This is a genomic window from Streptomyces flaveolus (assembly GCF_014648815.1).
In the GTDB taxonomy this organism is placed as follows: Bacteria; Actinomycetota; Actinomycetes; order Streptomycetales; family Streptomycetaceae; genus Streptomyces; species Streptomyces flaveolus.
The window spans coordinates 103,646-128,347 of sequence record NZ_BMRV01000007.1; the positions used below are offsets into that span (position 1 = coordinate 103,646).

At 72.4% G+C, this 24,702-nt stretch carries 24 protein-coding genes, 1 pseudogene and 1 riboswitch; of the genes and pseudogenes, 15 read left to right on the plus strand and 10 right to left on the minus strand.

Annotated features, from left to right (window positions below; translation table 11 throughout):
- Positions 1 to 2 precede the first annotated feature (2 nt).
- Entirely contained in the window at positions 3 to 377 is a 375-nt protein-coding gene (locus IEZ05_RS18190; protein ID WP_189231188.1) for a fic family toxin-antitoxin system, toxin component, read from the plus strand.
- A 16-nt stretch (positions 378 to 393) separates the two neighbouring features.
- On the opposite strand, the gene IEZ05_RS18195 is transcribed toward IEZ05_RS18190, so the two are convergent.
- The 4 genes from IEZ05_RS18195 to bioB form a co-directional block, all read right to left on the minus strand.
- Positions 394 to 1,086 carry a class I SAM-dependent methyltransferase gene (locus tag IEZ05_RS18195; protein ID WP_189231189.1) on the minus strand — a complete coding sequence of 231 codons (693 nt, stop codon included), beginning with the start codon at positions 1,084 to 1,086 and terminating at the stop codon, positions 394 to 396.
- A gap of 472 nt (positions 1,087 to 1,558) precedes the next feature.
- Positions 1,559 to 2,275, minus strand: coding sequence for a dethiobiotin synthase (gene bioD, locus IEZ05_RS18200; protein ID WP_189231190.1), 717 nt, complete (start codon positions 2,273 to 2,275; stop codon positions 1,559 to 1,561).
- A gap of 1 nt (position 2,276) precedes the next feature.
- Positions 2,277 to 3,563 carry an adenosylmethionine--8-amino-7-oxononanoate transaminase gene (locus IEZ05_RS18205; RefSeq protein ID WP_189231191.1) on the minus strand — a complete coding sequence of 429 codons (1,287 nt, stop codon included), beginning with the start codon at positions 3,561 to 3,563 and terminating at the stop codon, positions 2,277 to 2,279.
- Positions 3,556 to 4,737, minus strand: a complete 1,182-nt coding sequence (gene bioB / locus IEZ05_RS18210) for a biotin synthase BioB (RefSeq protein ID WP_189231192.1) — start codon at positions 4,735 to 4,737, stop codon at positions 3,556 to 3,558. Before bioB ends, IEZ05_RS18205 begins: the two co-directional genes overlap by 8 nt.
- Before the next feature lie 151 nt (positions 4,738 to 4,888).
- On the opposite strand from bioB, the gene IEZ05_RS18215 reads away from it, so the two are divergent.
- Complete coding sequence (locus tag IEZ05_RS18215) at positions 4,889 to 6,016, plus strand: 8-amino-7-oxononanoate synthase (RefSeq protein WP_189231193.1); 1,128 nt, start codon at positions 4,889 to 4,891, stop codon at positions 6,014 to 6,016.
- Between the two features lie 42 nt (positions 6,017 to 6,058).
- On the opposite strand, the gene IEZ05_RS18220 is transcribed toward IEZ05_RS18215, so the two are convergent.
- Entirely contained in the window at positions 6,059 to 6,298 is a 240-nt protein-coding gene (locus IEZ05_RS18220; protein WP_189231194.1) for a DUF397 domain-containing protein, read from the minus strand.
- A gap of 10 nt (positions 6,299 to 6,308) precedes the next feature.
- Positions 6,309 to 7,169, minus strand: a complete 861-nt coding sequence (locus IEZ05_RS18225; RefSeq protein WP_189231195.1) for a helix-turn-helix domain-containing protein — start codon at positions 7,167 to 7,169, stop codon at positions 6,309 to 6,311.
- A gap of 212 nt (positions 7,170 to 7,381) precedes the next feature.
- On the opposite strand from IEZ05_RS18225, the gene IEZ05_RS18230 reads away from it, so the two are divergent.
- Positions 7,382 to 7,885 carry an ATP-binding protein gene (locus tag IEZ05_RS18230; protein WP_189231196.1) on the plus strand — a complete coding sequence of 168 codons (504 nt, stop codon included), beginning with the start codon at positions 7,382 to 7,384 and terminating at the stop codon, positions 7,883 to 7,885.
- On the opposite strand, the gene IEZ05_RS18235 is transcribed toward IEZ05_RS18230, so the two are convergent.
- Together IEZ05_RS18235 and IEZ05_RS18240 are read right to left on the minus strand one after the other, a co-directional pair.
- A complete protein-coding gene (locus IEZ05_RS18235; protein WP_189231197.1) occupies positions 7,876 to 8,490 on the minus strand; it encodes a DUF6328 family protein in 615 nt (204 codons plus the stop codon). The two genes, IEZ05_RS18230 and IEZ05_RS18235, sit on opposite strands and share 10 nt — an antisense overlap.
- 96 nt (positions 8,491 to 8,586) lie before the next feature.
- Complete coding sequence (locus tag IEZ05_RS18240) at positions 8,587 to 9,060, minus strand: C40 family peptidase (protein ID WP_189231198.1); 474 nt, start codon at positions 9,058 to 9,060, stop codon at positions 8,587 to 8,589.
- 3 nt (positions 9,061 to 9,063) lie between these two features.
- Positions 9,064 to 9,208: riboswitch (cyclic di-AMP (ydaO/yuaA leader) on the minus strand.
- 645 nt (positions 9,209 to 9,853) lie between these two features.
- Here IEZ05_RS18240 and IEZ05_RS18245 point away from each other — a divergent pair.
- The 7 genes from IEZ05_RS18245 to IEZ05_RS18275 all read left to right on the plus strand — a co-directional run bounded on the left by IEZ05_RS18245 (position 9,854) and on the right by IEZ05_RS18275 (position 16,115).
- A complete protein-coding gene (locus IEZ05_RS18245) occupies positions 9,854 to 10,156 on the plus strand; it encodes an urease subunit gamma (protein ID WP_189231199.1) in 303 nt (100 codons plus the stop codon).
- 14 nt (positions 10,157 to 10,170) lie between these two features.
- A complete protein-coding gene (locus IEZ05_RS18250) occupies positions 10,171 to 10,482 on the plus strand; it encodes an urease subunit beta (protein WP_189231200.1) in 312 nt (103 codons plus the stop codon).
- Positions 10,475 to 12,196 (plus strand): urease subunit alpha, encoded by a 1,722-nt coding sequence (locus tag IEZ05_RS18255; RefSeq protein ID WP_189231201.1) that lies wholly within the window; start codon positions 10,475 to 10,477, stop codon positions 12,194 to 12,196. Before IEZ05_RS18250 ends, IEZ05_RS18255 begins: the two co-directional genes overlap by 8 nt.
- Before the next feature lie 8 nt (positions 12,197 to 12,204).
- Positions 12,205 to 12,879, plus strand: coding sequence for an urease accessory protein UreF (locus IEZ05_RS18260; protein WP_189231202.1), 675 nt, complete (start codon positions 12,205 to 12,207; stop codon positions 12,877 to 12,879).
- Positions 12,880 to 12,935: 56 nt separating this feature from the next.
- Entirely contained in the window at positions 12,936 to 13,613 is a 678-nt protein-coding gene (gene ureG, locus IEZ05_RS18265) for an urease accessory protein UreG (RefSeq protein ID WP_189231203.1), read from the plus strand.
- Positions 13,610 to 14,371, plus strand: a complete 762-nt coding sequence (locus IEZ05_RS18270; protein ID WP_189231441.1) for an urease accessory protein UreD — start codon at positions 13,610 to 13,612, stop codon at positions 14,369 to 14,371. The genes ureG and IEZ05_RS18270 overlap by 4 nt, the downstream gene beginning before the upstream one ends.
- Before the next feature lie 112 nt (positions 14,372 to 14,483).
- Positions 14,484 to 16,115, plus strand: coding sequence for an alpha/beta hydrolase (locus IEZ05_RS18275; RefSeq protein WP_373298804.1), 1,632 nt, complete (start codon positions 14,484 to 14,486; stop codon positions 16,113 to 16,115).
- A gap of 70 nt (positions 16,116 to 16,185) precedes the next feature.
- Here IEZ05_RS18275 and IEZ05_RS18280 read toward each other — a convergent pair whose 3' ends face one another.
- Positions 16,186 to 17,220, minus strand: a complete 1,035-nt coding sequence (locus IEZ05_RS18280) for an NAD-dependent epimerase/dehydratase family protein (protein ID WP_189231205.1) — start codon at positions 17,218 to 17,220, stop codon at positions 16,186 to 16,188.
- A gap of 66 nt (positions 17,221 to 17,286) precedes the next feature.
- A complete protein-coding gene (locus IEZ05_RS18285; RefSeq protein ID WP_189231442.1) occupies positions 17,287 to 18,009 on the minus strand; it encodes a lysophospholipid acyltransferase family protein in 723 nt (240 codons plus the stop codon).
- Positions 18,010 to 18,248: 239 nt separating this feature from the next.
- On the opposite strand from IEZ05_RS18285, the pseudogene IEZ05_RS18290 reads away from it, so the two are divergent.
- From IEZ05_RS18290 to IEZ05_RS18310, 5 genes and pseudogenes are all read left to right on the plus strand, one after another.
- Positions 18,249 to 19,431: pseudogene (locus tag IEZ05_RS18290) on the plus strand (ROK family protein).
- 163 nt (positions 19,432 to 19,594) lie between these two features.
- On the plus strand, positions 19,595 to 21,118 hold the full coding sequence (locus IEZ05_RS18295) for a sugar ABC transporter ATP-binding protein (RefSeq protein ID WP_189231206.1): 1,524 nt from the start codon (positions 19,595 to 19,597) through the stop codon (positions 21,116 to 21,118).
- A complete protein-coding gene (locus IEZ05_RS18300) occupies positions 21,115 to 22,149 on the plus strand; it encodes an ABC transporter permease (RefSeq protein WP_189231207.1) in 1,035 nt (344 codons plus the stop codon). Before IEZ05_RS18295 ends, IEZ05_RS18300 begins: the two co-directional genes overlap by 4 nt.
- A gap of 100 nt (positions 22,150 to 22,249) precedes the next feature.
- A complete protein-coding gene (locus IEZ05_RS18305; protein WP_189231208.1) occupies positions 22,250 to 23,296 on the plus strand; it encodes a substrate-binding domain-containing protein in 1,047 nt (348 codons plus the stop codon).
- A 70-nt stretch (positions 23,297 to 23,366) separates the two neighbouring features.
- Positions 23,367 to 24,581: a Gfo/Idh/MocA family protein gene (locus IEZ05_RS18310; RefSeq protein ID WP_189231209.1), complete on the plus strand. Its 1,215-nt coding sequence runs from the start codon at positions 23,367 to 23,369 to the stop codon at positions 24,579 to 24,581.
- Positions 24,582 to 24,702: the final 121 nt, after the last annotated feature.

The window sequence follows — 24,702 nt, forward strand, 5'->3', positions numbered from 1 at the left end:
CGTTGAACGAACTCACCATCGACCTCGCCTGGCTGCTGATGCTCGCCGAGCAGCGCACCCCGGGAGACCCCGAGGTCACCGACTGGGGTGCTCTCGTCGCCGCCGTCGCCCGCCACCGCGCCGAGATATTCGACGTCCCCGTCTACGACGGCCCGTACGCCCGCGCCGCGGCGCTGCTCCAGCTCCTGATCCACGTCCCCGCGCTGGAGCGCTCCAACGCCCTGTTCGCCTCCGCGGTCGCCTACGCCTACCTGGTCGCCAGCGGCGTCAAGGTCGCCACCACGCCCGAGCAGGTACGGGACCTGGCCCTGCTGGTCAAGAGCGGCGAGGCGTCGGTCGACGACATCGCGCACGAACTGCGCCAGTGGAGCGTGTGACGGCCGCGCACCGCGCCTAGGGGACGTCGTCCCCGGGCGGTCGCCAGGCCGTGCCGAGGACGCAGTACGACATCGGCAGCGCCGGCCCGTTCTCCGGCATCAGCGTCCGCCGGTACGGGCCCAGGATGAACCCGGCGTCCCGCAGCGCGGCGACCGGGTCGCGGGACACGTGGCAGCCGCCCGCAAGCGACGGCCACACCGTCCGGTCCAGCGCGCGCTGGGTGAAGGTCATCATCCGTCCGCCGCCCCGCCCGTGCTCGAAGAAGCGCAGCTCGCCGCCGGGCCGCAGCACCCGCCGCAGCTCCCCGAGCGCCCGCGGCACGTCCCGCACGCTGCACAGCACCAGCGACACGACGGCCGCGTCGAACGCCTCGCTCTTGACCGGCAGCGCCTCCGCCGCACCCGGCGCCACGTCGACCGGCACCTGGGCGCGCAGTGCCGCGTCCACGGCCAGTTGCCGCAGGGTACGCTCCGGTTCGATGGCGACGACCTCCGAGACGGCGCCCGGATAGTGCGCGAAGTTCAGGCCGTTGCCCGCGCCGACCTCGATCACCCGCCCGGACAGTCCGGCGAGCAGCCGCTCACGCACCCGCGCCATGCCCATCCGGGTCTCGGCGCTCGTGCTGAACCGGGCGTAGTAGCGGGCGAAGAGCGGATGGTGCACGGCGTCCGGGGGCACGGAGCGGGAACGGGCGGATCGCAGCGGCATGGGACCTCCCTCACGAGGTGGTGCCTTACCGCGATTGTCCCCCGCACGCGCACGGCGCACCCACCCGCCGACACCCCACTTCCGCACGGCCGGCACCGCATCCGCCCCGACTGCCCCTGCGGCCCGAGTGACCGGCGCGAGTACGCCGATCCGGCGCGCCCGCCTTTGCCCCGGCCCGTGTCACTGGCAACGGTCGGGGCGGTCCGGTCGCGGGCCTACGGCGCCGCTGGGCCCGCCCACCGCCCGCTGGCCGCTACCCCGTCCGTGTGCGTACGGCGGCGGGTCCGCCACGCCCGACGGCCCCCCGCCGTCCGCGTCACCGGCGTGGCCTGCACCGGGTCGGCGCGGTGTACGGACGGCCCGGGGCGTGCCGGCATGCCCCGGGCATCCGTCGGGGCGGCCCGGCTGCCCCGCCGCCCGCGTAACCGGCGTGCCCCGGATCGCTCCGGAAGCCACCGCGTGCGCCCCTACGTCAGGGGGCCTCCCGGAGACGGAAGGCGTCCGCGTCCCAGGTGCCCTCCAGGCGGGGGGCCAGCCAGTGCGGTGCCGCCGACCGGAAGGCGGCCGGCGCGAGGGCGCCCGCGCCGGCGGGCAGGGCGCCGAGGAGGGGTGCCCCGGACACCTCCGGCAGGTCCGCGAGGTTGCAGCGCGAGGCGAGGTCCGGGTCCGCGGGCCAGCTGCCGATCACGACCCCCGGGAACTCGAGCCCGCGCGCAGCGAGTTCGCGCGCCGTCAGCTCGGTCGTGTTCAACGTGCCCAGCCCCGCCGACGCCACCACGAGCACCGGCGCGCCCAGCAGCGTCGCGACGTCCGCCAGGGTGCCGCCGGCCTCGTCGAACCGGACGAGCAGCCCGCCCGCCCCCTCGACCAGCACCAGGTCGTGCTCGGTGGCCAGCTTGGCCGCGGCCTGAGCCACCTCCCCGGGATGCACCGGCGCCCGCCCGGCCCGCCGCGCGGCCGTGCCCGGCGCCAACGGCTCGGGATAGCGGGCCACCTCGGCCGCCGTCACGGCGCCCGCGAGGCGCGCGACCTCCTGGGCGTCCCCGGGCTCGTCCGGCCGTACGCCCGTCTGGGCGGCCTTCAGCACGGCCACCGAACGGCCGGCCGCCAGCGCCGCCGCGGCCACGGCGGCGGTCGCGACCGTCTTGCCGACCTCCGTGCCCGTCCCCGTGATCACCAGTACCGGCATGTCATCCCTCCCGTGCCGCCGCGCACACGGCGCGGGCGATGCGTGCCACGTCCGCGTCGCCCGTGACGTACGGCGGCATCGTGTAGATCAGGTCGCGGAACGGCCGCAGCCACACGCCCTCGCGCACGGCCGCCTCGGTCGCCGCCCGCATGTCGACGGCGTGGTCGAGCTGCACCACGCCGATCGCGCCGAGCACCCGCACGTCGGTCACGCCCGGCAGCTCGGCGGCGGGCGCGAGCCCTTCGGTGAGGCCCGCCTCGATGCGCTTGACCTCCGCGCGCCAGTCCTGGCCGAGCAACAGCCCGATCGACGCGCACGCCACCGCCGCGGCGAGCGGATTGCCCATGAACGTCGGCCCGTGCGCGAGCACCGGCACCTCGCCCCGCGAGATGCCGTCCGCCACCCGCGAGGTGCACAGCGTCGCCGCCATCGTCAGATAGCCGCCGGTCAGCGCCTTGCCCACGCACATCACGTCCGGCGTCACCGCCGCGTGCTCCGCGGCGAACAGCGCGCCCGTACGCCCGAACCCGGTGGCGATCTCGTCGAACACCAGCAGCACGTCGTGCGCGTCGCACACCTCGCGCAGCACCCGCAGATAGGCGGGGGAGTGGAACCGCATCCCGCCCGCGCCCTGCACCACCGGCTCGACGATCACCGCGGCCAGCTCGTCGGCGTGCCGCTCGACCGTCGCGCGCAGATGGTCCGCGTACGACTCCTCGTACTCGGCGGGCGGGGCGTCCGCGAACACCTGACGCGGCAGCACCCCGTTCCACAGCTCGTGCATCCCGCCCTCGGGGTCGCACACCGACATGGGCTGCCAGGTGTCGCCGTGGTAGCCCCCGCGCCAGGTCAGCAGCCGCTGCTTCGCGGGGCGGCCCAGCGAACGCCAGTACTGGAGGCACATCTTGACCGCCACCTCGACCGACACCGAGCCGGAGTCGGCGAGGAACACGTGCTCCAGGCCCTCCGGCGACATGTCGACAAGGAGTTTCGCCAGCCGCACGGCGGGCTCGTGGGTGAGCCCGCCGAACATGACGTGACTCATCCGGTCCAGCTGCTCGCGCGCGGCCTCGTTCAGCACCGGGTGGTTGTAGCCGTGGATCGCCGACCACCAGGACGACATCCCGTCGACCAGCTCGCCCGAGCCGTCGGCCGGCCGCAGTCGCACCCCGCTCGCCGACTCCACGACGAGCGGGTCCTGCCGGCCGGGCATGGGACCGTACGGGTGCCAGACGTGCCGCCGGTCCAGGGCCAGCAGCTCGTCCACGGTCAGCGCGGGCTCAGGCATTGGGCGCGAGGTCCGTTCCGGCACCCCGGCGGCGCACGGCGACCAGGTCCGTACGCGCCTCGCCCGCCACCGGCGCCTCCGCGGCCGGGGCGGAGCCGCACCCGCCCTGCGCCGGGGCGGAACCGCAGCCCCCGCCGTCCTCGTGCGACCCGCAGCCGCCCCGGCCCGCCGCCCGGTGTTCGGGCAGGGTCACCTCGCCGGTGCCCTCCACCTCGAAACCGGCGTCCGCGATCATCTCCAGGTCGGCCTTGCCGGCCTGGCCCTCGCTGGTGAGGTAGTCGCCGAGGAAGATCGAGTTGGCCAGGTGCAGGGCGAGGGGCTGCATCGTGCGCAGATGCACCTCGCGACCGCCGGCGATGCGCACCTCGACGTCCGGGCAGACGAACCGCGTCATCGCCAGGATCCGCAGGCACCGCTGCGGGGTGAGGTTCCACTCCTTGGCCAGCGGCGTGCCCTCGAAGGGGATCAGGAAGTTGACCGGCACCGAGTCGGGGTCCAGCTCGCGCAGCGAGAAGACCACGTCGACCAGGTCCTCGTCGCTCTCGCCCATGCCCGCGATCAGCCCCGAGCAGGCGGACAACCCGGCCGCGTGCGCCTTGTTGACCGTGTCCACCCGGTCGGCGTACGTGTGCGTGGTCGTGATGTCCCCGTACGTCGACTCGGACGTGTTGAGGTTGTGGTTGTAGGCGTCGGCGCCCGCCTCGCGCAGCCGCTCCGCCTGACCGTCGGAGAGCAGCCCCAGGCAGGCGCAGACCTCGACGCCCTCGTTCTGCTCCTTGATGGCCTTGATGGTCTCGGAGACCCGGTCCACGTCCCGCTCGGTCGGACCGCGCCCGCTGGCCACCAGGCACACCCGCTTGGCGCCGCCGGCCACGCCCGCGGCGGCGGCCTCGGAGGCCTGGCCGGGCTTGAGCCAGGTGTACTTGAGGATCTCCGCCTTCGAGCCGAGCCGCTGCGAGCAGTAGGAGCAGTCCTCGGGACACAGGCCCGACTTGAGGTTGACGAGGTAGTTGAGTTTCACCCGTCGGCCGAACCAGTGACGGCGCACCTTGCCGGCCGCGGCCACCACATCGAGCAGGTCGTCGTCGGAAGTGGCGAGGACGGCCAGCGCTTCCTCGCGGGTCGGCGTCTCGCGCCGAAGCCCCTTGTCCACCAGCGTGTTCAGCAGGTCCATGAGAGCCGATCCTGTCCTACGGGGCCGCCCGGGGCCAAGGAGAGTTCGCACAACAGTGACAGATCACCGTGTGGGTATCGCCACACCTCGGGCAGCTCGTCGTGCCGCTAGTGTCTGTCCACTGCCTACAAAACCCCGGGAGGGCGAAGCCATGGCGTTCGGCTGGATCGACGAGCAGGCCGGGGCGCGCCGCCGGGCCCGACTCGTACGGACACTGCGGCCCCGCCCGGCCGACTCGCCCCTGCTGGACCTGGCGAGCAACGACTACCTCGGTCTGGCCCGGCACCCGGAGGTCGCCGAGGGCGCGGCCCGGGCCGCGCGGACCTGGGGCGGCGGTGCGACCGGTTCCCGGCTCGTCACCGGAACGACCGAGCTGCACGCCGAACTCGAGCGTGAACTGGCCGCGTTCTGCGGCTTCGAGGCCGCGCTCGTCTTCTCCTCCGGCTACGCGGCCAACCTCGCCGCGGTGACCGCGCTGGCGCCGCACGGCTCCCTCGTCGTCTCCGACGCGGGCAACCACGCCTCGCTGATCGACGGCTGCCGGCTGGCCCGGGGGACCACCCAGGTGGTGGCGCACGCCGACCCGGACGCGGTGCGCAAGGCGCTGGCGACGCATGACGGGCCCGCCGTCGCCGTCTCCGACACGGTGTTCTCGGTGGACGGCGACGCGGCACCGCTGGCCGCCCTGGCCGAGGCGTGCCGGGAGCACGGCGCCGGGCTGGTCGTCGACGACGCCCACGGCCTCGGCGTGCTGGGCGACGGCGGCCGGGGCGCCCCGCACGCCGCGGGCCTCGCGGGCGCCGGCGACGTCGTCGTGACGGTCACGCTGTCCAAGTCGCTCGGCAGTCAGGGCGGCGCCGTGCTCGGCCCCGCGCGGGTGATCGACCATCTGGTGAACGCGGCCCGGACGTTCATCTTCGACACCGGACTCGCCCCCGCCGCGACGGGCGCGGCCCTCGCGGCACTGCGGCTGCTGCGCCGTGAGCCCGGGCGGGCGGCACGGGCGCGCGAGGTGGCGGCCGAGCTGCACGCACGCCTGACCGCCGCGGGTCTGGAGGCGGTACGTCCGGACGCCGCGGTGGTCTCGGTGCGCGCTCCCTCCCCGGAGGGGGCCGTGCGGTGGGCGGCCGACTGTCGTGCGGCCGGCCTGTCCGTGGGCTGCTTCCGCCCTCCGTCGGTGCCCGATGGCATCTCACGGCTCAGGCTGACCGCTCGTGCGGACCTCTCCGGGGAACAGATCGAACGCGCTGTACGGGTGATCGGCGAAACGCGGCCATGAGTCGGCGTGGCACGGCCGTGCGTCGCGCGGCACCCGGTCGGATCAGCCGGTCCGGCCGACGTGGACCGCGGCCGTGAACGACGCCCAGCTGCCGGGGGAGAAGAGCAGCGCGGGCCCGGCCGGGTCTTTGGAGTCGCGCACGGCGAGGAGGCCGGCCCAGGGGCCGGCCGACGGCCGTGCCGTCTCCACGCAGTTGTTGGCTCCCGTGCTGTAGCTGCTGCGCAGCCATCGCACACCGTGCAGATCGGTACTCGCGGGGGTGTTCCGAGGAAGTGCGGACATTGGTGCCTCCTTACGCGCCGGCCGCTGTCGCGGCGATGTAGTCCAACGAGTCCTCGGGCGAAAGGGCATGGTGCAGGAGAGCGTTGAAGGCCTCGGTGTAGGCCTCTAGGTCTTCTTTCCGTTCGAGGTGGAGGCTACTCGTCAAGTGGTCGAGAACAACCACGTCGAGATCAGAAGTGCTCGGAAATGAGAAGATTACGAAAGGGCCGGTGACACCGATGTGCGCCCCGGCGGAGAACGGAAGTACCTGGAGTTGGACATGGGGCAGTCGCGCGGCCTCCACCAGCCGGGTCAGCTGCCGGGTCATGACCCCCGGTCCGCCCACCTCCCGGCGCAGCACCGCTTCGTCGAGGACCGCGTTCAGCTCCAGCGGCGGATCGGCCCGCAGCACGTCCTGCCGGGCCAGCCGGACCTCCACCAGCGTGTCCAGCCGCTCCTCCGGCAGCCCGTCCACCGCGGCCCGCGTGACCGCGTGGGCGTACTCCGGTGTCTGGAGCAGCCCGGGCACGACGGTGGTCTCCAGCGTCCGCATCGCGCTCGCCTGCGACTCCAGGCTGATGAAGTCCCGGTACGTCGGCGGCAGTACCCCGCGATACGCGTGCCACCAGTGGTGCCGGCCGCTCGCGTCCTCGGAGCCCGCCAGCACCACCAGCAGCTCCCGCAGTTCCCGGTCGTGGACCCCGTAGGCGTCCAGCAGTAACCGCACGTCGGCCGGTTTCGCCCCGCTCGTCCCGGTCTCGATCCGGCTGACCTTCGACTGGTGCCAGCCCACCAGCCGGGCCGCCTCGCCGCTGGTGATCCCCGCCGACGTGCGCAGGGCGCGCAGCTCCGCGCCCAGCTTGCGGCGGCGCACCACCGGACCGTGCTGCATGGGCACTCCTTTACTCCCCATGAGCCACCCGAATACGGTCTGCCGTCGCAGAGTTCACCGCTTCGAGCGACAGATATATGCATATCTTGGTGGATCGCCGCCCTTCACCGGGCGGTGATGGCAGTCTGGCGGCGAAGCACCAGTCCGGGACCGTACTCGAACCATCCGCTCCGTGTCCGGCTGCGGTCCCGTGGGAAAGGGACGACGTCGCCATGGCAGACCATCTGGAAGCATCCGTCACTCTGCCGAGCGATCCCGCCTCGGTGGCCGCCGCGCGCACCTATGTGGTGGGCACCCTGGCGGAGTGGGGTCTGCCTGCGGACGCGGAGGTGTCCGAGACCATCCGGCTCATCGTCTCCGAGCTGGCCACCAACGCGGTCCAGCACACGTTCGGGCAGTCACCGACCTTCACGGTGGACCTCGCGCTCGACCGCGACGAACGGCTGAGCATCGGCGTCACCGACAGCCACCCGCGCTTCCCCAAGCGGCTGCCCGCCGCCGTGCAGCAGGACAACGGCCGGGGCATGGTGATCATCAGATGGCTGACGGCGGAGTGCGGCGGCAGGCTGAGAGTGCGGCCCACGAGGGAGGGCGGCAAGACCGTCTCCATCGAACTGCCCTGGACGACACCGGGCCCGGTGTCGCCCGCCGAGCCGGTCACGGTCGTGGGCCGTCCCCGGGGCGAGGCCGTGGGGCGGCAGGATCCTCAGCGGTGAGGCGCGGACGGTACCCGGCGCGCGACGGACGGCGCCCGCCGGGCCGTGCGGCCCCGCGCCGCCCTGTCCCGAGTCGGGACGGCCGGGCCGGCAGCCGGGCGCCGTTCGGCGGCGCGGCGTTCACCGGCCACGTGGGTCCGCCGGACCAGGCGGGGGAGCAGCCACCACAGGCCGAGACAGGCCAGCAGGGTCGCCGCACCGGCGGCCGTACCGCCGGCCCGGCCGGTGGTCACGTCGACCACGAGCATCACCGAGCCGGTGAACGCGAACACCAGCACGCCCATGCCGACCGTGGCGAGCCGCGAGGACACCCGCACTATGCGTGCCTTGGCGCCCCGCTGGAAGAGCGAGCGGTGCAGCGCGGCCGGGGCCGTGAACAGCATCGCGGCGAGCACCGCGCACAGCAGCGTGGTGACGTAGACGGTGCGCTGGACCGAGTCGAGCTCCGGGAAGCGCGAGGTGAAGGCCAGGGACAGCAGGAACGCGAAGAGGATCTGCACCCCGGTCTGGGTGACGCGCAGTTCCTGGAGCAGTTCGACGAAGTTGCGGTCGGCGCGCTCCAGCGGTGTCTCGTTGCGCGCGGTGCAGCGGCGGTGGTCGGCCATGCCCTGACGGGTAACCGCCCAGGGCCCTGTCACGCACCGCGGCACGCACCCGGGACGGTGACGGCGCGTCAGGACGCCGCCACCGCCCCGGGCGGCTCACTTCACCCGGCCGTACCAGACGTTGCTGGTCCAGATCTTCTGCAGCCGCACCACGTCCCCGGTCTTCGGTGCGTGCCAGATCTTGCCCTTCCCGGCGTAGATGCCGACGTGGTACACGCTCCGGCCCGAGTGGAAGAACACGAGGTCTCCGGCCCTGCGGCTCTTGGCGGAGATGTGCCGGGTCTTGTTGTACTGCTGCGCGGCGGTCCGCGGCAGCTTCTTGCCGGCCTTCTTGAACGAGTACAGCGTCAGTCCCGAGCAGTCGAACTTGCGGGGTCCGACTGCTCCCCAGGCGTAGGGGGAGCCCTTCTTGGACGCCGCGATGTGGAGGGCCTTCGTCGCGTGGCTGGCCGCGGCGGCCTCGGAGGCGACGCCGGGAACCACGATGGAGCCGCCCACGGCGGCGATGGTCAGGGCCGAGGCCGTACCGGCACGGGCCATCAGCGACGGGACACGATTGAGCGCAGTCATGCGCAACCCTTCGTCAGCCGCCTGTGAAGGATGACCTGTCGGATTCGGGCTGGCGAAGTTGCCCGGCCGCACGGATGCGGCTTCACCCCAAGGGCTGCTCGGCCCGGTGCCTCCCTCTCGGGGGCGACCGTTCCGGCGACCCGTCGTGCTCGGGTCCTCCACTCCTGCCGATCCACTCCTGTCGACCGGTCGTCCGGGCGGCGGCAGGACTCGGCGTCCGCCCGGACCGCCCCGCCGCTGCGGCGGGGGCTTGTCGTCAGTCATGGATCTTGTCTCATCGAAGTCGGAAAATCCCAACGGAACCGGGCTGTTGTGTGGTTACTCACCACTCACCCGTTCGGGTGGACATGTCGGTGTTCGATCCCCTGTCGCATGCCGTGCCGACCCCGGGACCAGCGGCGGAATGACAGATTCCGCCGTTCGGGCGCGCGCCCTGCGCAAGCCCGACGGGCCGGAAATCAGAAGTGTTCCTACGCCGAAAGGTGGTACGCCGTTCGGCGGGTCAGGCCTCCGGGCAGCCCTGTGGGGCCGTGGTGGCGTCCAGTTGTGCGCAGGCATGCGGAAGGCCGCCGGCGGGACCGGTAATCGGCCGGTCAAACCGGTAATCAGTCGGTCAAGACCCTGTGACGTGGCAGAAACACTGTAGCCCTACTCTGCACCCCGATCCACCTGCGGTTTTACGAGTTCCGGCGAGTGCTTTCGGGCCCATTGCTGTGTGTTACATCTAGAGCCGTCGCGGTGGACGCGGCAGTCGGACCGTTCGGTCCCGGCGTGACGTTCTGTGAGGTGGTACGTGCAACTGACACCGCACGAGCAGGAAAGACTGCTCATCCATGTGGCCGCGGACGTGGCCGAGAAGCGCCGCGCACGAGGCGTGAAGCTCAACCACCCCGAGGTCGTCGCGCTGATCACCTCGCACATCCTCGAAGGTGCCCGCGACGGCCGTACGGTCAGTGAGCTCATGGCGTCGGGCCGCAAGCTGATCCAGCGTCACGAGGTCATGGAGGGCATTCCCGAGATGATCCACGACGTGCAGGTCGAGGCGACCTTCCCCGACGGCACCAAACTCGTCACCGTCCACGAACCGATCATCTGACGGGAACCGCAGCCATGATTCCCGGAGAGATCCTCTTCGCCGACGAGCCGGTCGCCTTCAACGAAGGCCGCCCGAGCGTCCGTCTGACCGTGCTCAACACCGCCGACCGGCCCGTCCAGGTCGGCTCCCACTACCACTTCGCCGAGGCCAACCCCGGTCTCGACTTCGACCGCGCCGCGGCGCACGGCAGGCGGCTGAACATCGCCGCCGGCACCGCCGTCCGGTTCGAGCCCGGCATCCCGGTCGACGTGGAACTGATCCCCCTCGCGGGCGCTCGCGTCGTCGTGGGTCTGCGCGGCGCGACCGGAGGTGCCCTCGATGCCTGAACTGTCCCGCGCCGCCTACGCCGACCTGTTCGGCCCGACCACCGGCGACCGCATCCGCCTTGCCGACACCGACCTCTTCGTCGAGATCGAGGAGGACCGCTCCGGCGGACCCGGCCGCTCAGGCGACGAGTCGGTCTTCGGCGGCGGCAAGGTGCTGCGCGAGTCGATGGGCCAGTCGCGCGCCACCCGCGCCGAGGGCGCCCCCGACACCGTGATCACCGGCGCCGTGATCATCGACCACTGGGGCATCGTCAAGGCCGACATCGGCATCCGCGACGGCCGCATCACCGGCATCGGCAAGTCCGGCAACCCGGACACCATGGACGGCGTCCACCCCGAGCTCGTCATCGGGCCCGAGACGGAGGTCATCGCGGGCAACGGCAAGATCGTCACCGCCGGCGGCATCGACACCCACGTCCACTTCATCGCGCCGGGCATCGTCGACGAGGCCCTCGCCTCCGGCATCACCACCCTCATCGGAGGCGGCACCGGCCCGGCCGAGGGCAGCAAGGCGACCACGGTCACCCCCGGTTCGTGGCACCTCGCGCGGATGTACGCGGCCCTGGAGTCGAGCCCCGTCAACATCGGCTTCCTCGGCAAGGGCAGCACCATGTCCAAGGAGTCGATGCGCGACCAACTGCGCGCCGGCATCCTCGGTTTCAAGATCCACGAGGACTGGGGCGCGACCCCCGCCGTGATCTCCGCCTGCCTGGACGTGTGCGAGGAGTCCGGTGTCCAGCTCGCCGTCCACACGGACACCCTGAACGAGGCCGGATTCGTCGGCGACACCTTCGACGCGGTCGCGGGGCGCACCCTGCACGCCTTCCACGTCGAGGGAGCCGGCGGCGGCCACGCACCCGACATGATCACCGCGGTGTCGCTGCCGAACATGCTGCCGGCGTCCACCAACCCGACCCGGCCGCACACCGTCAACACCGTCGAGGAACACCTCGACATGCTGATGGTCTGCCACCACCTCAACCCCGCGGTCCCCGAGGACCTGGCCTTCGCCGAGTCCCGCATCCGGCCGAGCACCATCGCGGCCGAGGACGTCCTGCACGACATGGGAGCCATCTCCATCATGTCGTCGGACTCCCAGGCCATGGGCCGCATCGGCGAGGTGATCCTGCGGACCTGGCAGACCGCGCACGTGATGAAGCGGCGCCGCGGCTTCCTGCCCGGCGACACCCGCGCCGACAACCGGCGCGCCCGTCGCTATGTCGCCAAATACACCATCAACCCGGCCGTCGCCCAGGGCATCGAGCACGAGGTCGGCTCCGTCGAGTCCGGCAAGCTCGCCGACCTGGTCGTCTGGGAGCCCGGCTTCTTCGGCGTGAAGCCGCAGGTCGTGCTCAAGGGCGGACAGATCGCCTACGCGCAGATGGGCGACGCCAACGCCTCCATCCCCACCCCTCAGCCCGTCCTGCCGCGGCCGATGTACGGCGCCCTCGGCCGGGCGCCCGCCATGAACTCGCTGAACTTCGTGGCCGAGGCGGCGATCGCGGACGGACTGCCGGAACGCCTGGGTCTCGGGAAGGAGTTCGTACCCATCCGCTCGACCCGCGGCCGCACCAAGGCCGACATGCGCGAGAACGACGCCCTGCCACGCGTCGAGGTCGCCGCCGACTCCTTCGCGGTGACCATCGACGGCGAACTCGTCGAACCCGCGCCCGCCACGGAACTGCCGCTCGCACAGCGGTACTTCCTGTTCTGAGCGCCGTCGTGAGCCGCGCAGCACTGCTCGTCCTGTCGGACGGCCGCTTCCCCGCCGGAGGGCACGCCCACTCCGGCGGGGCGGAGGCCGCCGTCAAGGCCGGACGCATCACCGACGCCGCGAGCCTGGAGGAGTTCTGCCGGGGGCGGCTGCACACGAGCGGAGCCGTGACGGCGTCGCTCGCGGCAGCCGGGGCACTCGGGGTCGACCCCGAGGAGCTCGACCGGGCCGCGGACGCCCGCACGCCCTCACCCGCGCTCAGGGCGGTGGCACGCAGACTCGGCCGGCAGCTCATGCGGGCCGCCCGCGCGACCTGGCCGGACCCCGGACTCGAGGCGCTGGCCGGGCGCTTCCCCAAGGGCGCCCATCAGCCCGTCGTCCTCGGGCTCGCCGCCCGCGCGGCCGGGCTCGAAGCCCTCGACGCGGCGTACTGCTCCGCCTACGAGGGGGTGAGCGGACCGGCGACCGCGGTCGTGCGGCTGCTCGGCCTGGACCCGTTCGACGCCACCGCCGTCCTCGCGCGGCTGGCGCCCGAGGTGGACCGTGTGGCCCAGGACGCCGTGGAGGCGGCGCGGCGGGCCGTGAGCGAGGGGGTGGACGTGCTGCCGGCGCGGTCCGCGCCGTTGCTCGAGATCGGGGCGGAGGCACATGCCGCTTGGGCTGTGCGGTTGTTCGCCTCGTAGAGGGTTCGCCCCGCCGCCCCTTCCCTTCCCCGACCCCCAGTTCTCAGGAGTCACCCATGCACCTCGACCATCACCACGACGGGCCCGCCGCCGTGTCCGCCGATGCACGACGGCCCGACGGGAGCCGCCGCGCGCTGCGTATCGGGCTGGGCGGGCCCGTCGGGTCCGGGAAGACCGCGACCGTCGCCGCGCTCTGCCGCGCGCTGCGCGAGGAACTGTCCCTCGCCGTCGTCACCAACGACATCTACACGCGCGAGGACGCCGAGTTCCTGCTCCGCGAGGCCGTGCTGCCGCCGGAGCGGATCAGCGCCGTCGAGACCGGCGCCTGCCCGCACACCGCGATCCGGGACGACATCTCCGCCAACCTCGAGGCCGTCGAGGACCTGGAGGACGAGGTGGGACCGCTCGACCTGGTCCTCGTGGAGTCCGGCGGCGACAACCTCACCGCCACTTTCTCCCGGGGCCTCGTCGACGCCCAGATCTTCGTCATCGACGTGGCGGGCGGCGACGACATCCCGCGCAAGGGCGGCCCCGGTGTCTCCACCGCCGACCTGCTCATCGTCAACAAGACCGACCTCGCCCCCTACGTCGGCTCCGACCTCGCGCGGATGGCCGCCGACGCCAAGGCGCAGCGCGGCGAACTGCCGGTCGTCCTCCAGTCGCTCAGGAGTGAGGCAGGCGTGGGGGAGGTCGCCGACTGGGTGCGTGCCCGGCTCGCCGCGTGGACGGCATGACGGCGCCGGGCGGCGTTCGGGCGCGGGCGCGGATCCTGGCCCGCGGCGACGGACGCGGCGGCACCAGCCTGCCCGTACTGGAGGGTGAGGGCCCGCTCGCGGTCCGGCGGACCCGGGGAAGCGGCGCCGAGGCACGGGTGCTGCTGGTCGGCGCGATGAGCGGGCCGCTCGGCGGCGACCACTTCACAGTGACCGCCGAGGCGGCGCGGGGCGCCCGGCTGCGGGTCGGCTCCGCCGCCGCCACCCTCGCACTGCCGGGCCAGGACAAGGCGGGGGCCCGCTACGACGTCCGGCTCGGCGTCGCCGACGACGCCGAACTGCACTGGCTGCCCGAACAGTTGATCTCCGCGAACGGCAGCGACCTGCACGTGACCACCCACGCCGACCTCGCGCCCACGGCCCGGCTCGTGCTGCGCGAGGAACAGGTGCTCGGGCGGTCCGGCGAGGAACCGGGGCGGCTCACCAGCCGTCTTGCCGTACGGATCGCGGGCCGCACCGTCCTCGACCAGGAACTGTCCTGCGGACCCGGCGCCCCGGGAGGCTGGGACGGCCCCGCCGGGCTGGCCGGTCACCGGGCCGTCGGCCAAGCCGTCGTCGTGCGGCCGTCGTTCGCGACCCGGCCGCCGGCCGCCCACATGGTCGGGGAGGGCGCGGCCGTCATGCCGCTCGCCGGGCCGGCCGTGCTGGTGACCGCGGTGGCACCGGACGCGCTGCGGCTGCGGCGGCTGCTGGACGAGACGCTGGCCTCCCTGGACTGAGCCGCTCCGCCGCTCGGACACACCTCTCCGTTTATCGGATTGGCAAAGAAGTAGGGCCACCCCTGTTCCCAGGGAACGCACAGCCGCGAGGATCCCCGTACGTGTCGACATCATGTACGGGGAGGGCCACTTGAGGAAGACCAGGCTGCACCGGAGAGCCGCGGCGATCGGCTCGGCCGGAGCACTCGTCACCGCCACGCTGATAGCCGGCGCCGTCACGGCACCGGTGGCCAACGCCAGTCCGGCCACCGGCCGGGGGCACGGGCAGGGCTGGGACCGCGAAGCGCGCGGCGCCGCCATCGCCGCGGCCCGCGCCGCGCAGGCCGGCATCGACTGGCAGGACTGCCCCGCCGACTGGAACCTGCCGAAGCCGATCCAGTGCGGCTACGTCACCGTCCCGGTCGACTACGCCAAGCCGTACGGCAAGCAGATCAAGCTCGCCGTCGACCGCATCGGCAACACCGGTACGGCGTCCGAGCGCCAGGGCGCGCTCATCTACAACCCGGGCGGCCCCGGCGGTTCCGGCCTGCGCTTCCCGGCCCGCGTCACCAGCAAGAACGCGGTGTGGGCCAACACCGCCAAGGCCTACGACTTCGTGGGCTTCGACCCGCGCGGCGTCGGCAGGTCCGCGGCCATCTCCTGCGTCGACCCGCAGGAGTTCGTCAAGGCACCCAAGATGGACCCGGTGCCGCGCTCCGAGGCCGACAAGCGCGCCCAGCGCAAGCTCGCCGCCGAGTACGCCGAGGGCTGCTTCGAGCGCAGCGGCGCCATGCTGCCGCACATGACCACGCCGAACACCGCGCGCGACCTGGACGTCATCCGCGCCGCCCTCGGCGAGAAGAAGCTCAACTACCTCGGCGTCTCCTACGGCACCTACCTGGGCGCGGTCTACGGCACCCTCTTCCCGGACCACGTGCGCCGGATGGTCGTCGACAGCGTCGTCAACCCGTCCCGCGACAAGATCTGGTACGAGGCCAACCTGGACCAGGACGTCGCCTTCGAAGGCCGCTGGAAGGACTGGCAGGACTGGGTCGCGAAGAACGATGCGACCTACCACCTCGGGGACACCCGCGCAGAGGTCCAGGAGCAGTGGCTCAAGCTGCGCGCCACCGCCGAGAAGGCGCCTCTCGGTGGCGTCGTCGGCCCGGCCGAGCTGATCTCCTTCTTCCAGAGCGCCCCGTACTACGACTCCGCGTGGGCCCCCACGGCGGCGGTCTTCAGCAAGTACGCCGCCGGTGACACCCAGGCACTCGTCGACGCCGCCGCCCCGGACCTGTCCGACACCGTGGGCAACGCGTCCTCGGAGAACGGCAACGCCGTGTACACGGCGGTCGAGTGCGCGGACGCCAAGTGGCCCACCGACTGGCGGACCTGGGACCGGGACAACACCCGGCTGCACCGCGACCACCCGTTCATGACCTGGGCCAACGCGTGGATGAACCTGCCGTGCGCCACCTGGCCGGTCAAGCAGCAGACCCCGCTGAACGTGAAGACCGGCAAGGGGCTCCCGCCCGTGCTGATCGTCCAGTCCGAGCGTGACGCGGCCACCCCGTACGAGGGCGCCGTCGAACTGCACCAGCGGTTCAAGGGCTCCCGCCTGATCACCGAGCGGGACGCCGGCTCCCACGGCGTCACCGGTCTGGTCAACCCGTGCATCAACGACCGGGTGGACGCCTACCTGCTCACCGGCAAGCTGGACGCCCGGGACGTGACCTGCGCCCCGCACGCCACGCCCAAGCCGTAATCACCGCAGGGAAAGCCGAGGGGGCGGCCGGTTACCGGCCGCCCCCTCTTCCCGTCCTCCGGCGGCGTCGTCAGACCGGCCGGGCCGCCAGCCAGGTGTCCTCCGCCGCGTAGTCGAAGAGTTCGCCGTAGTTCTGCGCCATCTTCGGGAAGGCCTCCCGCCAGTCCCGCCCGGCGAGACGCTCCTCGAGCCAGGCCACCGTGTCCGGCAGGGTCTCGGCGTACCGGACCACCGGCCGGTAGTCCAGCTGCCGCTGAGCCGCCGTCATGTCGCACACGACCGGGAAGGGCACGGACCACGGCGTGTCGCCCAGGCCCTCCACCGGCGGCGGCCCGTCCACCAGGACGTCCTCGGCCCGCACACCCATCACCGCGTCGATCTCCGCCGCGATCTCCGCCACCGTCGGCGCGTCCGGATCGACGGCGTTGAGCACGCGCGTTCCCGGCCGCGGGGCGGCCAGCCGGATCAGCTCGGCGATGTTGTGCACGCTCGCCGGATGGAAACGGCTCGCACCGCCGTACGCGAGCACGCGCCGTCGCCTGCCGTCCAGGTTGCGCTTGACGAAGTACAGCTCGCGCGGGGTCCGGCAGTGCGGCCCGTGGATCGCTCCCGCGCGCAGCAGCGTGACCGGCAACCGGTCCCCGGCGGCGAGGAGTTCGTTCTCCAGGGCCGCCTTGCGGGTGCTGTAGGACGTGTCGCCCGGCCGGACCGTGCGCTGCTCCTCGGTGACCGGTACCGGGTACTCGGGGAAGCCGTCGGGCTGGTCCTGCGTGTCGAAGTTCCGGCCCTTCGCGTCCTCGTAGACCGACACGCTGGAGATCACCACCGCCGAGCCGACGCGCCCGGCGAGCGAGACCAGTTGCCGGGCGTGTTCGGCGCCGTAGGCCACCATGTCCACCAGGACGTCACAGCCGTCGCCGACCGCCGCGGACAGCGCCGCGTCGTCCTCCCGGTCCGCGCGCACCACCCGTACGTCCCCGGGCCAGTCCGCGTCGCGGCCGCCGCCGCGCGAGACTGCCGTCACCTCCCAGCCGTCGCGGGCCAGCGACCCCACGGCCGCCCGTCCGATCTGTCCCGTCGCTCCGATCACCACAGCTCGTGTCATACGGAGACCGTAGGCGCACCCCTCCCGCCGGGCCACGCCCTTCTGCCGAGGGCAGACACCGAGGGCCTAGCGATGCGGCAGCCGGGGGAACCTCCGGCCCCTCGCCGCCCTCTCCGCCTCCTCGGCCTTGACGTCGGCCGCGTACCGGTCGACGTACTCCTGCTCGGACAGCGACAGGATCGCGTACATGATCTCGTCGGTCACGGCGCGCAGCACGGCCTTCTCCCGCTCCATGCCCGCATAGCGGGAGAAGTCCAGCGGTTCGCCGAAACGGATCACCACGGGGTGCACCTTCGGGATCTTCCGGCCGGGCGGCTGGGCCTCGAAGGTGCCGATCATCGCGCACGGCACGACCGGCACCCCGGCCCTGAGCGCCATCACCGCGACGCCGACCTTGCCCTTGTACAGCCGGCCGTCGTGCGAGCGCGTGCCCTCCGGGTAGATGCCCAGCAACTCACCCCGGCCCAGCACGCCCAGCCCTTCGCGGATCGCGGCCTGCCCCGCCTCCTTGCCGGAGCGGTCCACCGGGATCTGTCCCGCACTGCGGAAGAAGAACGCGGTCAGCCTGCCCTTGAGGCCCGGGCCGGTGAAGTACTCGGCCTTGGCGAGGAAGGTGATACGGCGCCGCAGTACGGCGGGCATCAGGAAATGGTCGGAGAACGACAGGTGGTTCCCGGCGACGATGGCCGCGCCCGAGTCCGGCACATGGTCCAGCCCCTCGATCCGGGGGCGGAAGACCAGCCTCAGCAGCGGGCCGAGCAGTACGTACTTGAGCACGTAGTAGAACATGGTTCGCCCTCTCACCGGGATTGATGCTGTCCCCATGCTGAGTCACCTGACGGGTCATCACCAGCCGCAACGGGCTTTGTCCTGTGTGTGGAAAAAGTTCGCTCAGTACGTGCGTAAGTTCTTCCGCGCCCGGTAAAACGCTGCTACGTTCCTCCCCGAAAGCCCGGCGAGCCGGCCCCTGGGGGACAGGCGCCCGGCGCCCAGCCGCAGGCGAGGGAGGGGAGGGGTTCGTGAGACGGATGACTGCTCGGCCCGAGAACGCGCAGCAGGCACTGCTTCTCCGTTCACTGCGTGACGGCGGCCCCGCCTCCCGCGCCCGCCTGGGCGACCTGGTGGACCTGTCCCGCTCGAAGCTGGCCGTCGAGGTGGACCGGCTGCTGGAGACGGGCCTCGTCGCCGCGGACGGACTCGCCCCCTCACGAGGGGGGGCGGCGTTCGCACGGCATCCGGCTCGCGCCGGCCCTGCGGTTCCTCGGTGTCGACATCGGTGCCACGTCGATCGACGTCGCCGTGACCAACGCGGAGTTGGAGGTCCTGGGCCATCTGAACCATCCGATGGACGTCCGGAAGGGGCCGGTGGCGGTCTTCGAGCAGGTGCTGTCCATGGCCGGCCGGCTGAAGGCCTCCGGTGTCGTGGACGGCTTCGACGGCGCCGGGATCGGGGTCCCGGGCCCGGTCCGCTTCCCGGAGGGCGTGCCGGTCGCGCCGCCGATCATGCCGGGCTGGGACGGCTTCCCGGTGCGGGAGGCGCTCGGTCAGGAACTCGGCTGTCCGGTCATGGTCGACAACGACGTGAACCTGATGGCGGTGGGGGAGCAGCACGCGGGGGTGGCGCGATCCGTGGGCGACTTCCTGTGCATCAAGATCGGCACCGGCATCGGCTGCGGGATCGTGGCCGGTGGCGGGGTCTACCGGGGGACGACGGGCAGTGCCGGCGACATCGGCCACATCCAGGTGGAACCGGCAGGCCGTGCGTGTTCGTGCGGCAACCGGGGCTGCCTGGAGGCGCACTTCAGCGGCGCCGCCCTGGCCGGTGACGCGGAGGAGGCCGCGCGCACGGGCCGGTCGGCACAGCTCGCCGCCCGGCTCGAGAGCGCCGGGCGTCTGACGGCCGTGGACGTGTCGGCTGCCGCGGCGGCGGGCGACACGGTGGCGCTGGAGCTGATCAGGGAGGGCGGAAGGCGGCTGGGCCAGGTCGTCGCCGGGCTTGTCAGCTTCTTCAATCCGGCGCTGGTGGTGCTCGGCGGTGGTGTGACCGGGCTCGGGCACACCTTGCTGGCCAGTGTCCGGACCCAGGTGTACCGGCAGTCGTTGCCGCTCGCCACGGGCGACCTGCCCATTGTGCTGGGCGAGTTGGGGCCGGTCGCCGGCACCGTCGGCGCCGCCCGGCTCATCAGCGACCACGTCTTCTCACCGGCCTGACCGCCGCCGGGCCCCGGCATCGCGGACCGCGACGCCAGACCCCGCTCCACCCGAACGCCCCGGCACCCAGCACGCCAGGGGCTCTCCGCAGAGCCGCCCACGTACCCGATCCAGCCTGTCCTGCCCTGCCCGCTCACGGCCCACATCCGCCGAGGGGATCCTCATGGCACCACAACCACCGTTGCTCACCATGTCCGGCATCACCAAGTCGTTCCCGGGCGTCCGCGCCCTGGACGGTGTGGACCTCGACGTCCAGGCCGGCGAAGTCCACTGCCTCCTCGGCCAGAACGGCGCCGGCAAGTCCACTCTGATCAAAGTGCTCGCCGGGGCCCACCAGCCCGACGGCGGTGAGATCACCTGGCGCGGCGAGCCCGTGACGCTCGGGTCGCCGATCGCCGCCATGCGTCTGGGCATCGCCACCATCTACCAGGAACTCGACCTGATCGAGGGGCTGTCCGTCGCGGAGAACGTCTTCCTCGGGCACGAACCCACCGCCGCCGGGTTCGTCGTACGCGGCTCCGCCGCCCGTACGGCCACCGCGGACCTGCTGAAACGGCTCGGGCACCCGGAGATCGATCCGGCCCGGCTGGTCGGCGACCTGTCCGCGGCGCAGCAGCAGATCGTCTCGATGGCCCGCGCGCTCTCCCACGAGGTGCGACTGATCGTGATGGACGAGCCGTCGGCGGCACTGGACCCCGACGAGGTCGACAACCTCTTCAGGATCGTGGGCGCTCTGACGGCCGACGGGGTCGCCGTCGTCTACATCTCCCACCGCCTGGAGGAGATCCGGCGCATCGGCGACCGGGTCACGGTCCTCAAGGACGGCCGGGCCGTGGCCGGCGGCCTGCCCGCGGAATCGACACCGACCCATGAGGTCGTGTCCCTGATGACCGGGCGGAACGTCCCGTACGTCTTCCCCGAGCGCGCCCGGGCGGGGTTCGCCGCCGGGAGGCAGCCGGTGCTGACCGTCGAAGGGCTGACCCGGCGGGGCGAGTTCGCACCCGTCGATCTGGAGCTGCGGCCCGGCGAGATCGTCGGCCTGGCCGGGCTCGTCGGGTCCGGACGCAGCGAGATCCTGGAGACGATCTACGGAGCCCGCAAGGCCGACGCGGGCCGCGTCCTCGTCGACGGCACCCCGCTGCGCCCCGGCAGCGTCCGCGCCGCCGTCCGCGCCGGCATCGGCCTCGCGCCCGAGGAGCGCAAGGCGCAGGGCCTGTTGATGCTGGAGTCCGTCAGCAGCAACGTCTCCGTCTCCACCCTCCCCCGGTTCGCCCGCGCCGGCTGGCTCGACCGGCGGGCCGAGCGCGCCGCCACACATCAGGCGGTCCGGGAGCTGTCCCTGCGGCCCGACAATCCCGACGCCGCGATCAGGACGCTGTCCGGCGGCAACCAGCAGAAGGCGGTGCTCGCCCGCTGGCTGCTGCGCGGATGCAAGGTGCTGCTGCTGGACGAGCCGACCCGGGGCGTCGACATCGGCGCCCGGGCGGAGCTCTACGCGGTGATCCGCCGGCTGGCCGACGAGGGCCTGGCCGTCCTTCTCGTCTCCAGCGAGGTGCCCGAAGTCCTGGGCCTCGCCGACCGGGTGCTGGTGCTCCGGGAAGGCAGCGTCGTGCACACCGCGGACGCCCGGGAGCTCGACGAGCACCGTGTACTCGACCTCGTAATGGAAGGGAGCCCGACGCCATGACGCAACCGGCCTCTACGGCACAGCAGGACGCGCCCACGTCCGTCACCGAACCCGCCACCGGCAAGGGCGGTTCCGGCCGGCCGCTCGGTCTGCGGTGGGACGTGCGCAGTCTGTCGTTGCTCGGTGTCCTCGCCGTGCTCGTCGTGGTCGGCGGGATCACCGCGCCGGACGAGTTCCTGGCCACGAGCAATCTGCAACTCGTCCTCACCCAGGCGTCCGTGATCGGTGTCGTCACCGTCGGCATGACGTTCGTCATCACCAGCGGCGGGATCGACCTGTCGGTCGGCGCGATCGTGGCGCTCGCCTCGGTGTGGGCGACGACCGTGGCCACGCAGGAGTTCGGCTTCGCGGGCATCCTCTTCACCGCCGTGATCGTCGGTGTGGGCTGCGGTCTCGTGAACGGCCTGCTGATCGCCTACGGCAGGATGGTGCCGTTCATCGCGACCCTCGCCATGCTCGCCTCCGCCCGTGGCCTGGCCCTGCAGATCACCGACGGCAGCACCCAGGTCGTGACCGTCGAGTCGGTGCTCGACCTCGGTGTCCGGGACGCCTACGTCCTCGGCATCCCGCCGCTGGTCCTGGTCTTCGCCGCGGTCACCGTCATCGGCTGGCTGCTGCTCAACCGCACCACGTTCGGCCGCCGCACCGTCGCGGTGGGCGGCAACGCGGAAGCGGCGCGGCTCGCCGGCATCGACGTCCGCCGCCAGCGCCTCTACCTCTACCTGCTGTCCGGCCTGTGCTGCGGTGTCGCCGCGTTCATGCTGATCGTGCTGGCCGGCTCGGGACAGAACACCAACGGCAACCTCTACGAGCTGGACGCCATCGCCGCGGCGATCATCGGCGGCAGCCTGCTCAGCGGCGGCCGCGGCACCATCGTCGGATCCGTCCTCGGTGTCCTGGTCTTCACCACGATCACCAACATCTTCGCCCTGAACAACCTGGAGACCGCTGTCCAGCAGATCGCGAAGGGCGCCATCATCGTCGCCGCCGTCCTGGTCCAGCGCCGCTCCCTGCGCGGCGGCGACGCCTGACGCCGCGCCGCACACCGCCGGACGGCGGGACCTGACCCCGCCGTCCGGCAACCGCCTGCTCCCCCTTTCGCACATCGCACCATCGAAGGGCCGGTCCGACATGTCGAGAATCCCCGCCACCAGCCGCAGAGGGCTGCTGTTCGGCACCGCTGCCGTCTCGGCCGGCGCGCTGCTGACGGCCTGTACCAGCAACGAGCCCAAGAACCAGCAACAGGACACGAACAACGCCCCGGTCGCGGACGACAAGCCGGGCAAGGCCGTCACCATCGGCTACGCCGGCCCCCAGGCCGACCACGGCTGGCTCAACGCCATCAACCAGAACGCCAAGTCGCGTGCGGAGAAGTACGCGGACGTCACCCTGGAGATCACCGAGGGTTCCAACGACACGGCCGCCCAGATCGGCCAGGTCCAGACCCTGATCAACAAGAAGGTCGACGTTCTGGTGATCCTGCCGGCCGACGGCAAGGCGCTCACCCAGGTCGGCCTGGAGGCCATGAAGGCGGGCATCCCCGTCATCAACCTGGACCGCGTCTTCGCCTCCCAGCAGGCCTACCGCTGCTGGATCGGCGGCGACAACTACGGCATGGGCCTGAACGCCGGCCACTACATCGGCGAACGGCTCAAGGACAAGCCGGACGCCAAGGTCGTCGAACTCGCCGGGCTCGACAACCTGGAGCTGACCCAGCAGCGCACCAAGGGCTTCGACGACGCCCTGAAGACCTACCCCAACATCCGGAAGGTGGCGCGTCAGGCGGCCGACTTCACGGTCGAGTCGGGCCAGGCCAAGACGGCACAACTCCTCCAGGCGCAGTCGCGGTTCGACGCCCTGTGGAACCACGACGACGACCAGGGCGTGGGTGCGCTGCGCGCCATCGAGCAGGCCGGCCGGGATGACTTCCTGATGGTAGGCGGAGCCGGTGCCAAGTCCGCGATGGAGGCCATCAAGGCCGGCGGCTCCGTCCTCGAGGCGACCGTCCTGTACCCGCCGACGATGGCCGCGTCCGCCATCGACCTCGCCCGCGCGCTCGGTCAGGGCAAGGGCGTCGGCGGCATGGCCGAGTTCGAGATCCCGTCGTCGCTGACCCTGTACTCGGCCGTGGTCACCAAGGACAACGTCGACCAGTACCTGCCGACCGGCTTCGTGTGACCGGTCCGGGGCGGCCGTGCCCCACCAGCACACCGATGAGTCAGTGACACTCCGACGAGGAGGAATCCGTATGGAACACAGGGACAGTCGGACCGCACCGCCGGTGCTCGGCGTGGGCATGATCGGCTACGCGTTCATGGGCGCCGCGCACTCACAGGGGTGGCGCACCGCGGGGCGCGCGTTCGACCTGCCGCTGCGGCCGGTCCTCGCCGCGATCGCCGGCCGCGACGCGCACGCCGTGCGGGCGGCGGCCGACAAGCACGGCTGGGCCGCGGCCGAGACCGACTGGCGTGCCCTCCTGGCCCGCGACGACGTGCAACTCGTCGACATCTGCACACCGGGCGACAGCCATGCGGAGATCGCGATCGCGGCACTGGACGCGGGCAAGCACGTGCTGTGCGAGAAGCCGCTGGCCAACTCGGTCGCCGAGGCGGAGGCCATGGTCAGGGCCGCCGAAGCGGCCCGGGCCCGCGGGCAGGTGGCGATGGTGGGCTTCAACTACCGGCGCGTACCGGCCCTCTCCCACGCGCGCCGGCTCATCGCCGACGGCAGGCTCGGCACGCTGCGCCACGTACGGGTCACCTACCTCCAGGACTGGCTGGTCGACCCCGACTTCCCGCTGACGTGGCGGCTGGAGCGCGAGCACGCCGGGTCGGGGGCGCTCGGCGACCTCGGCGCGCACATCGTGGACCTCGCCCAGTACCTGGCGGGGGAGCACCTGGTCGGGGTCTCCGCCCAGACGGAGACCTTCGTCAAGCAACGCCCGCGCCTCGACACGGCGTCCGCCGGCCCGGCGGCTTCCGGCGGCGTCCGGCGCGGGGCGGTCACGGTCGACGACGCGGCCGTCTTCACCGGCCGGCTCTCCTCGGGGGCACTCGCCACGTTCGAGGCGAGCCGGATGGCGTCGGGGCGCAAGAACGCCCTGCGGCTGGAGATCAACGGGGAGTTCGGTTCGCTCGCCTTCGACCTGGAGCGGCTCAACGAGCTGTCCTTCCACGACCACCGGGAGCCGGCCGCCACGGCGGGGTTCCGCCGGATCCTCGTCACGGAGGCCGAGCACCCGTACCTGGAGGGCTGGTGGCCGCCGGGCCACACGCTCGGCTACGAGCACACCTTCACCCACCAGGCCCGCGACCTGGTCGAGGCCATCGCGTCCGGCTCCGCACCGATGCCGTCGTTCGCCGACGGACTCCAGGTGCAGCGGGTGCTGGCCGCGGTGGAGGAGAGCGCGCGGAAGAACGCCGTCTACACCCCTGTCGAGGCGGTCCGGGCCGAAGTCCGGTAGAGCCGGCGGAAACCGGAGCCGAACCGCCCTGGGCCGCGCGAGCGTCCGCCTCTGAGCCGACGGCGGGTGCGTCCCGGCGCCGGGCGGGCCCGGGGCGTGCCCGGAAATCGCCGAAGTGCGG